Here is an 8,432-nt window from a genome sequence, read left to right on the forward strand (position 1 = left end):
ACGCTGGGCATATGGCCGTCGAGGATATCGACGACAAGGTGATGCGGGAGTTCATCCCGTGGCGCCGGGACTACTACGCATCGTTTGAAGTGCTGCCGAAGAACGCTAAGCGACATCCGACAGACAAGACGCTGCAGTGGGACATGATGCTTGGCAAGGCCATCGTGAAGTGGGCCGCAAGCCAAGGGCTGCGTGGCAATCGGCCAAACATCACCGCAACCTACACGCCAAAAAAGAAACGAGTACGTCCCGCTTTTGAAACGTGGGAATTCCGGCAGCTTTGGCGGACGATGTGCAAGCGCATCGACACAGCTCGTGATGTTCGAACCCGCAAGAGCCGAGAGCTTCTGAAGATATACGTCCTTGTCTTAGCCAATTCCGGCTTCAGACCAGGAGAAGCAAACAAGCTTAAGGTTCGAGACGTTCACCCGTTCATAGACGAAAAAGGACGCAACAATTACCGTTTCGTTGTGAGAGGGAAGACTGGCGAGCGGGATGCCATCATTAGGTCGGCCGCAAACAAGCGATTAGACAAATACTTGACAAAACGCCGGGCGGAAGACCCTGCAGGGTTGCTCTTTGCAATGCCCGACGGATCGAAGGTCGTCACTCTCATCGATCAGCTGAATGCAGCGCTTCGGGACGCTGGTATTGAACGGAATAGCTTCGGGGAGAAGTACACAATCTACAGTTTGCGCCACTTCTATGCGGTGCAAGCGCTTCGAAACGGCGTAGGCGTCTTTGAGGTCGCCCGCAACATGGGTGCTTCCGTGGAGATCATCCAGGAGTACTACGGGAAGCAGGCCACAGCGGCCGTGTTTGCGACCAGATTGGGAGATTGACGCCTAAAAGGCATAGTGCAACGAAGCAAACAGGCCACGAGGAACGAAGTTTCAGTCGAGCCGCTCAACCTCGTTGACAAAAGCAAATTTGTCGCTCCATTATGGATCGTATTAGACTTGCAACGCAACTCTGGGGGGAGCGGCGATGAGATTTTTTGGACAGCTATTTTTTTTGAGCGTCTTGAGTGTGCCGCTGCTTTACCCTGCCGTTGTTCATTCACAGACTCCTGTTTCAACACCTAGCCTCGCACCTCAGAGTCTTCCGCAGGCAAAGCTCGATCCAAAGAAGTGCGTGTGCATGGGCAAACTCTGTGGCTGCACGCTGACCACCCCAACGGGCGAGGTCTTCCTGCCTCTTTCCAAAACTCAAATTCAGACTTTGACGAAATAAAAGAGACCCAATTCTTGCTGGGGCGGGCTCATGTCTAACGAGCGGCTAAAGGCGCTGAGCGCAATAGTTGGATGTATCACTTTGGGCGCCTGCGGCCTTGCCAATCCCCAAATCAGCGAAACTTGGGACGCTGATTATCCAGGTGATCCAGCGACACTCACTCCGCCAGTATCGGCAACAGCGCAGATCGAATTTGAGATCAAGAAGCGCATCTATTGCGAACTGAAGGCTGCGGTCTATAAGGCGAATCACTTCCCTGTAATGGAGAGTGATTCCGTCGGCGGAAAGCAAAATGTTAAGATGAAGAGTTTGATACCGTCGGACTGGTCAGCTCAAGTAGCCCTGAGCTTGCAAGTTGATGAGACAACTTCACTGAGCCCCGGCGTGACCTTCAACAAAGTGCTGGAAGACGCAGTAACAACCTTCGGCGTCCAAACCGTTACCACGTCTCAATCCTTCAACCTCGGCTTGGGCGGCACGCTCAAGTCTACAGCGACTCGCATTGATAAATTCAATCCAGAGTACTCAGTTGCCTTCCTTTCAAAAGCGCCGACCAGCGCTGACTACATCTGCGATCCTAAGCGCCCCGAAAACGACCCATTCCGCCGGATCGGCTGGGTGCCACCTTCGAGCTCTCCCTTCCTGATTGAGAGTGACCTGGGAATAGAGAAATGGCTATTGGGCGCAATGTTCGTGAACAATTTGCTCCCGTCGGACGTGTTGCCGAAGAAGGACGGCAGCAACAAAACCGACTCGGTTTCCTACGAGATTAAGTTCGAAATTGTATCGAGCGGGAATATCACCCCAACTTGGAAGCTGGTTCGTGTATCAGCCAATACTGATGGTCCGTTGTTTGGAACAGGACGGACAAGAACTCACGACCTAATCATCACTCTGGGTCCGAAAACAAATGAAACGAACAACGCTCATTTGGCAGCTCAAATAGGTTCAGCGGTGGGAAGCGCAAATCGAGCTTTGCTGAGCCGCCCCTGAACGCACTCACTGTCGGTCTCCCAGCAATGTTGAGGAAAAAATGGGCTCATCTGCCATATCGCCAGAGACGATCAAGAAGCTGTTGGGCTCCTCGGACGACGCAAAGAAGCGGCTTACCGAGGATATGCAATTTGTCACAAAAAGCCTCAAAGATGTGCAAGATGGAAAGGAGCCTCCGGCACACAGCGAGACACTTAATCTTTTCATAGCGAAGATTGAGAGCTTTGCAGCAGACGTCCGCAGTGCGACTTTCTGGAGGCCCATTGTGAGGGGCGATAGCTCGGGCGAAGCTCAGATGGATTGCGCTCGATATCTCGGAGTCCTTGACGCAGCACAGAAGTACTATGAAGAAGCCGAGGCGACAGAACGAGACCTGCCGCAGCTAACGGCCATCATCCCAGATCTCAAGGCTCTGGCCGAACAGCTCAACAAGGCCGCCGCTGATGCGGATGCTCTTATGAAGATCTACGCAGGCCTGGCACAGAATCCTTCGACTGCGGTTCGAGAGTTCTTTGGCTGGTTAACTTTTGACATGATAAAGGTCAGCAAGGCCTTGGCGACGGCCTCGAGTGAAGTCAAAGCGAAGGCAGAAAAGTGCGAGAAGTATGTTGCTCAGTTCCCCCAAGCCACCATCCGGGCGAAAGAATGGGTCGATAACTATCGGGCTCGCATTCCGAAGATGAGGGAGTTTTGCGACAAGCATCGTGCGGAAGTGCCGCAAACAATTATGGCCAGCGTCCGAGAAAGTGCTGACGTCGTTTTTCCAGTGTAGCCTTGAAAACTTGCAGCTTGCGCCACTCCTGCCCTGAGAATGCGCTCGGGAATTGGGTCGTGGTATTCCAAGTCGCACGCAGCTTAGGCACGTTGGCCCAGATGATCCACGAGCACTACCGCAAGGCAATCGCTTCATCATCAAGTTCGATAGTTACGCCGAAATCAGTGTGCCGGATATGTGGGAAAAGCTTGGCGGCCTTCGCAACCCAGTTCGCTACCTCGATGATTTGGAAACCTACGTCGATGTGAAAGCGCTGGAATGGAAGCCTATACAGCCGCAGAGCGATGGAGGGCCGTCTCGGACGGCTATCTCTATATCCGCCGCAAGCGAGACGAGAGGCCTCGACATTGCTGAGGCGAAGAAGGCGCTTGCTGCATTCTATCGGGTGCCTACCACTGCGATTGAGATCGTCATACGGGGTTGAAGGTGCTTCGCTCCTCCAATGCCCATCGAGGAAGGCTCCAAAGAATCTACATTTACAAGCTGACTGTTGATGCGGGAGCCGCACCGTGTATTCGTCAGAACGTCTTGTCATTGGCGATCTGCAAACCAACGATCCGCAGGGTTGCTAGCGAGGGCGACTTGATCTTTGGCTTTACCGCCAACTCACTGGATAATCGCAATCGCTTGATCTTTGCAGCAACAATCACCAAGAAGCTAGCGAAAGGCGAGTACTTCCGCAAACGCAAGTATTTGTCCCGAGAAGACTGCATCTATCGGTACCAATCAGGTCGGCTTGTCAGACGCAAGAATGCGAAATATCATGAGCGGCCGCAGGATCTAGTTCACGATCTCGGGCATCAACCAGATTACGTCCGCTCCAACGTGTTGTTGAGTTCGGACTTTCGCTATTACGGCGCCGCTGGGACCGATGAATACAAATCGCATTTCCCGCTGATCAGACGTGCTGTCGAAAATCTCGGCCGTGGACATCGTGTCAATTTGAGCAGGAGCTTGGCCGATGAATTTCTCCAGCTAAAGCTACACCTTTGGTGCCTTTCAGCGAGAAGAGTTCTCGGTCAGCCGACTAACAAGCCGACAAGAGAAGCTTGTTACCGAGGAGGCACTTGGAAGGAACTTTGTTGATTGGCAAAGTTACGAGAAGGCGCTCAGCGCAATGCGTAACGGCGCTGGCGTGGTGAAACCTGCAAGCGGCGTGGTAGATACCGACTCGCAGGGAACGTCAGACCGTGCCGACCGCAACAAGTCGGTCCCCGATTTAATCGAGGTCGTGGCGGGCAAGGTGGTCGTGCATTGCGGCCGAGTGCTGCAAGCGCACTTGTTCGGCGAGTTCAGGATCCATCCGCCTGATCTTCTCAAGGTACTCAAGCTCGACTGCATAATCACCGTCGCCGTTTACGGCCAATCTGTCCAGTTGCGCCACTAAATCTGATAAGATGATCCTCTTGATGTTCTCGTCGCCGGACTTCCAAAGTCGGACTCGACTAGCATCCATTGCGGCATGAAATTCTTTCGTTGGGTCAGGAAGCTCGGCATTGAAAAATGCGGCACGAAATGCGTGCCATCTGGAATGACCGGCGCCACGTGCCAGACGATAGGTCCATAGCTTCATTTGTTTCCGCCCTATTCCGCTCTGCCCCTCAATAGTAGTTTAGAGACTACCGCCGAGACTTGGTTTTCGTAACCTCCAGCGGCCATGCTCTTAAGGCGTTCACGCAGCCAATTCTCATCCCATAGCTGCCACCCGTTGGTGGCGAAGTGCTCCCTGATCTTTTGTCTGTCCTTGTCACTCGCTATGCGTCCGCAAGCCAGGCAGAGAGTTACGGATGGATCTGACGAGCATGAGCCTGCTTCGGCAAGCTGGATACGCAGGCGATTGAAAACAACGTCCCGGACGTTCGATTTGTTGAATAGCTTAAAACGACCGGCTGCTTTTTCGTTCGTCCCATCGAACCCATGCATTCTCACGCCAGGGTTATCCAAATAGCTTTTGCATTCGACCACCAACAGGGCATTGTCTTGAGCTTTGTAGGCTACGACATCCAACTCCCAACGTGGCGAGGAGGGGAGGTCAATCTGTCGCTTCTCTTCCTTTGTGAGTTCAACCTTTAAGGGCGTCCTGACCCAGTATCCCTCTCGCCACAAAATCTCTGCGACAACCTGCTCAAAGGAATCCATAGCCTCCTAGGTCTCCTCTCCAACCCCCGATAATGCCTATCGTCCTCTTCCGCCTGGCCTCGGCCGCCGTAAAAATTCAGCCGGCTCGACCTCAAGCGCCGCCGCAAGCTTCTCGATAATCTTTAGGCTGGCGTAGAACACGCCCTTCTCAAGCTGGCTCAAATAACTTCGGCTGATATCTGCATCATAAGCGAGGTCGTCCTGCGAGAGGCCCTTCGCATTCCTTATTCGGCGTAGGTTGGTGGCGAACACTTCCCGCAAGTCCATGCTGGGAAGCATCGAGCGTTGTTCGATATATCACACCTCGATATACTTAACAAAATTTGCTAGCCGTGTGGAATTGAGAACGGGCAAAGGCTTGGAAAGCGATATGCTGAAATTTGCTGCGGTGCTGGCGGCGACGGCGACTCTTGCTGGCTGCAACAGCTTCGACTGTGGGCAACAGGACGTCGTCGAAAGTGTGAAGACAATTGCAAAGCAAACCAACAATCCGCTGGCGAACTCGCTTTTGTCGGAAGCAATTATGTCAGTCAAACAACCGCCAATTAAAGATAGGTCCTCTGAAAAGCGAGACCTGGAGGCGGCGCTGGATAAGGCCCGGCGGGATTGCAAGCTTAATGATGCGATGTGCACTTATATGAGCCGAGCCAGAAACTCGGGGGAGCTACCAAACTATCCAGGAACCGCATTACAGGCCGGTCCGAGAGAAGTCGATTATTACAGACAAAACTTCGCACCTATTCGAGAAAAGCTGACTTCGCTGGAGCAGGAAATCAAAACTGCATACGTCGATCAAGAAAATCAAAGGCAAGCGGGCGTAGCTGATCTCCTCAGCAAGGTCTCCTACAACGTAGAAGCTATTCGTTTGCGGGCTCGTAACGATCAAACTGGTGCTGTTGCCTGCGTTGCGAACCTCAGCATCAGCACACCCAACGGCTCTTGGTGGAGAGAGATAGAGTACATCGCCGAGAAAACGTCGGATGGTGGTACCGTGGTTCGGGTCGGCCGCCTGGGAAACTAGGAGCGTCCCTTAAACGATACGTAGCAACACCACGGCATGAGCTCCCGCTTCCCTTGTCATCGGTCCTTTCGTAAGACACGCCCTCTTATCCGAACTGCGGCAAAATTAGCCACTTTTGTATCTGCTTCGATGTCTCTTCCGGCAACGCTCTAGCAACTTCCAAGCTCGAACGTTCAAACAGTTTTACAAATGCAGGGTTTCTGTACGTTCGGGCTTCATCGTAGTTTCTGCCAAAAACACCCTCGTAAAATATCTTCGATATCCGCCCGGAGTAGTGAGGCTCGTGGGCCGCCGGTTGCCGCCTCAGTTCTTCTATCCGGAGGAAACACTCCCAGTACCGCTTCACAAACTCTAGGACCAGATCATTAGGTGCCTGCTCCAGGTACGCCGGGCGAAAATAGAAAGTAAACACTTCGCCCCATATCGCCTCATTTTTTCTTGTCTTAAACAGCGAAACGAACGTTCGAAGTTCCTTAACTTCATCGTCGATATAGCCCGAGAAGTTATGAACGAGACTCGTCATTCCGCCCTCGATAAAATCGTTTACTCGCTTTAGGACATTCTCGCTCGCCCCTCCAGCTTCTGCGATTGAGTATAGGCGATCGTAAAGCTCCGTTATCTGACCGATAATCTCTTCGGAGCTTGCGCTTGCCTTGTCCGATAGCATGAATTCCATTTCAGATTTTTTAGCCTCGCTATAAGCGCTCATTTCCATGGACAGCGGCGCTTGCACTCGTTCTCTTACTGCCATTTCCGTCGCACTTGCGAAGTCGATGACAGAAGGAGAGAGAATAAAATCTAGCGATGGAAGTATTGCGGGCACTTGGCAACCCCCCTTGAACAATACTACTCTAGCACAGCCTAGACGTGAATTCGAGCCGCAAGACCGGCTGCTTGTTCGTCGTATTCCGAAGCTAGGGTGAGTTTTAATGCCCTCAATTGGTGGGGAGGTGGCATGACTCTCGAAGAAAGGCGGGCCGAACTAGTAAGAAAAGTCTGGGATTTTGTTGTCCCCGAACAAAAGTCTGGGACCTACTTTTTCGGGATGTGGATTCCCGAAAAAATTTCGGGATCGTTCGGGCTGGAGATCGGACGCAAGGATTTGGACCGAGTAGACTTGGGGAATCCAGAGACGTGCCTCCTCTGCTTTGCCAAAATTCATCGCTCCCTTAGTCGAAATTGGAGAAGGTTGCAGCCCGAACTCGCAACCATCGTTTTTCGCTCTATAGAAGATCTCGATCTTTGGGAGGGCTTCGACCGAAATAGGATTCAGCTATCTGATGCAAGACGTGACGTAACGAAGGTTCGCTTTGATATTTCAGACGTCATCTTTGCACATAAAAAATCAGCTTTCCATAAGGAGATCGAAGCGCTCAGCGTTGATGTCGAGCGCATGCTCATTCAGACAAATGCTGACAATCAAGAACAGCGGGTCATTGAAGCGACCTTGCGGCACGTTGAGCTTCGAGCGCAAGTAGATCTTGCTGTCATTACCGTGCAGAGTGTGCAACGCCGCACTGAAGTGATTGAGCGAATCGCATTGCGCACGAGATTGGAAGCCGAAAAGCAGTTTGTGTTCTTGAGGGATTTGTTCAAGAATTCGATGTGGTGGACGACGCCTGACGGCAAGACCTACCTAGGCGCAGACGAAGTGCCCCCCGGTTACTCACATGAGATTACACGAAAAGTGAATGATCGCCTGCGAGGATTTGAGGAGGGGCTTGAAAAGTTCTTAGTTACTCTCAAGGACGAGATACCTCCCAGGGAATTGGTGGACGAATGCGCTGAATTGTTGAGGAGTTCGACGATGCCTGTCCAAAACAACACAACGAATATACAGATTTCCAACAGCCAGGTGGGACTGATAAACACTGGCACAATGAAGGATGTCCATTCAATTGATGCGTCTATCACGACTTTGAAATCGCACGGGGACATCGAGGTCGGTGATGCGTTCAAGAGAATCACCGAAGAAGTAGTAAAGGACAGCGTTCTTTCAGAAACTGAGAAAGCCGAGCTGCTGTCGAACGTAAAATACCTGAGCGATGCTGCTTCAAAAAAGGAAGAGCCAAGAAACCAGAGTGTAATAAAGAGTGTTTTGAAGTCGGTTTCAGACGGTTTGTCTGTGGCAGGTCCGGCGGTGAAGGCGCTTGTGCCCTTGATCCCGTTAATACTGAAGTACTTCGGACTGTAGATCGTGCCTTCGGCGCCACGGGATGAACTCCCGCATCACCTTGTCGTCGATATCCTCGACGGCCATATGCCCAGCGC

The 8,432-nt window shown here is 52.1% G+C and carries 10 protein-coding genes; 6 read left to right on the forward strand and 4 right to left on the reverse strand.

Annotated features, from left to right (window positions below):
- The 4 genes from JQ631_RS32105 to JQ631_RS32655 form a co-directional block, all read left to right on the forward strand.
- A partial coding sequence (locus tag JQ631_RS32105; RefSeq protein WP_212334122.1) for a tyrosine-type recombinase/integrase occupies positions 1-842 on the forward strand: 842 nt, incomplete at its 5' end.
- Between the two features lie 421 nt (positions 843-1,263).
- Positions 1,264-2,226 (forward strand): hypothetical protein, encoded by a 963-nt coding sequence (locus JQ631_RS32110; protein WP_212334124.1) that lies wholly within the window; start codon positions 1,264-1,266, stop codon positions 2,224-2,226.
- A gap of 40 nt (positions 2,227-2,266) precedes the next feature.
- Positions 2,267-2,998, forward strand: coding sequence for a hypothetical protein (locus JQ631_RS32115; protein WP_212334126.1), 732 nt, complete (start codon positions 2,267-2,269; stop codon positions 2,996-2,998).
- 429 nt (positions 2,999-3,427) lie between these two features.
- Positions 3,428-4,087 (forward strand): Nmad2 family putative nucleotide modification protein, encoded by a 660-nt coding sequence (locus JQ631_RS32655; RefSeq protein ID WP_212334130.1) that lies wholly within the window; start codon positions 3,428-3,430, stop codon positions 4,085-4,087.
- 133 nt (positions 4,088-4,220) lie between these two features.
- Here JQ631_RS32655 and JQ631_RS32125 read toward each other — a convergent pair whose 3' ends face one another.
- From JQ631_RS32125 to JQ631_RS32135, 3 genes are read right to left on the reverse strand one after another with little or no spacing between them, the layout of a single operon-like run.
- Positions 4,221-4,574, reverse strand: coding sequence for a hypothetical protein (locus tag JQ631_RS32125; protein WP_212334133.1), 354 nt, complete (start codon positions 4,572-4,574; stop codon positions 4,221-4,223).
- An 11-nt stretch (positions 4,575-4,585) separates the two neighbouring features.
- The gene (locus JQ631_RS32130; protein WP_212334136.1) at positions 4,586-5,140 is read right to left on the reverse strand and encodes a hypothetical protein; all 555 of its coding nucleotides are present in this window, start codon (positions 5,138-5,140) and stop codon (positions 4,586-4,588) included.
- A 36-nt stretch (positions 5,141-5,176) separates the two neighbouring features.
- A complete protein-coding gene (locus tag JQ631_RS32135) occupies positions 5,177-5,419 on the reverse strand; it encodes a helix-turn-helix domain-containing protein (RefSeq protein WP_349645036.1) in 243 nt (80 codons plus the stop codon).
- A gap of 91 nt (positions 5,420-5,510) precedes the next feature.
- Between JQ631_RS32135 and JQ631_RS32140 the strand changes: the two genes are divergently transcribed.
- Positions 5,511-6,161 carry a hypothetical protein gene (locus JQ631_RS32140; protein WP_212334139.1) on the forward strand — a complete coding sequence of 217 codons (651 nt, stop codon included), beginning with the start codon at positions 5,511-5,513 and terminating at the stop codon, positions 6,159-6,161.
- A gap of 85 nt (positions 6,162-6,246) precedes the next feature.
- Here JQ631_RS32140 and JQ631_RS32145 read toward each other — a convergent pair whose 3' ends face one another.
- Complete coding sequence (locus JQ631_RS32145) at positions 6,247-6,894, reverse strand: hypothetical protein (RefSeq protein ID WP_212334142.1); 648 nt, start codon at positions 6,892-6,894, stop codon at positions 6,247-6,249.
- A gap of 222 nt (positions 6,895-7,116) precedes the next feature.
- Between JQ631_RS32145 and JQ631_RS32150 the strand changes: the two genes are divergently transcribed.
- The gene (locus JQ631_RS32150) at positions 7,117-8,355 is read left to right on the forward strand and encodes a hypothetical protein (RefSeq protein ID WP_212334145.1); all 1,239 of its coding nucleotides are present in this window, start codon (positions 7,117-7,119) and stop codon (positions 8,353-8,355) included.
- Positions 8,356-8,432 lie beyond the last annotated feature (77 nt).

Source organism: Bradyrhizobium manausense, from assembly GCF_018131105.1.
GTDB classification, from domain to species: Bacteria; Pseudomonadota; Alphaproteobacteria; order Rhizobiales; family Xanthobacteraceae; genus Bradyrhizobium; species Bradyrhizobium manausense_B.

Bases quoted from the DNA above. Each gene is read 5' to 3' on its own strand.
- JQ631_RS32110 (WP_212334124.1), top strand. From the start codon at position 1,264: ATGTCTAACGAGCGGCTAAAGGCGCTGAGCGCAATAGTTGGATGTATC.
- JQ631_RS32115 (WP_212334126.1), top strand. From the start codon at position 2,267: ATGGGCTCATCTGCCATATCGCCAGAGACGATCAAGAAGCTGTTGGGC.
- JQ631_RS32125 (WP_212334133.1), bottom strand. From the start codon at position 4,574: ATGAAGCTATGGACCTATCGTCTGGCACGTGGCGCCGGTCATTCCAGA.
- JQ631_RS32130 (WP_212334136.1), bottom strand. From the start codon at position 5,140: ATGGATTCCTTTGAGCAGGTTGTCGCAGAGATTTTGTGGCGAGAGGGA.
- JQ631_RS32135 (WP_349645036.1), bottom strand. From the start codon at position 5,419: ATGCTTCCCAGCATGGACTTGCGGGAAGTGTTCGCCACCAACCTACGC.
- JQ631_RS32140 (WP_212334139.1), top strand. From the start codon at position 5,511: ATGCTGAAATTTGCTGCGGTGCTGGCGGCGACGGCGACTCTTGCTGGC.
- JQ631_RS32150 (WP_212334145.1), top strand. From the start codon at position 7,117: ATGACTCTCGAAGAAAGGCGGGCCGAACTAGTAAGAAAAGTCTGGGAT.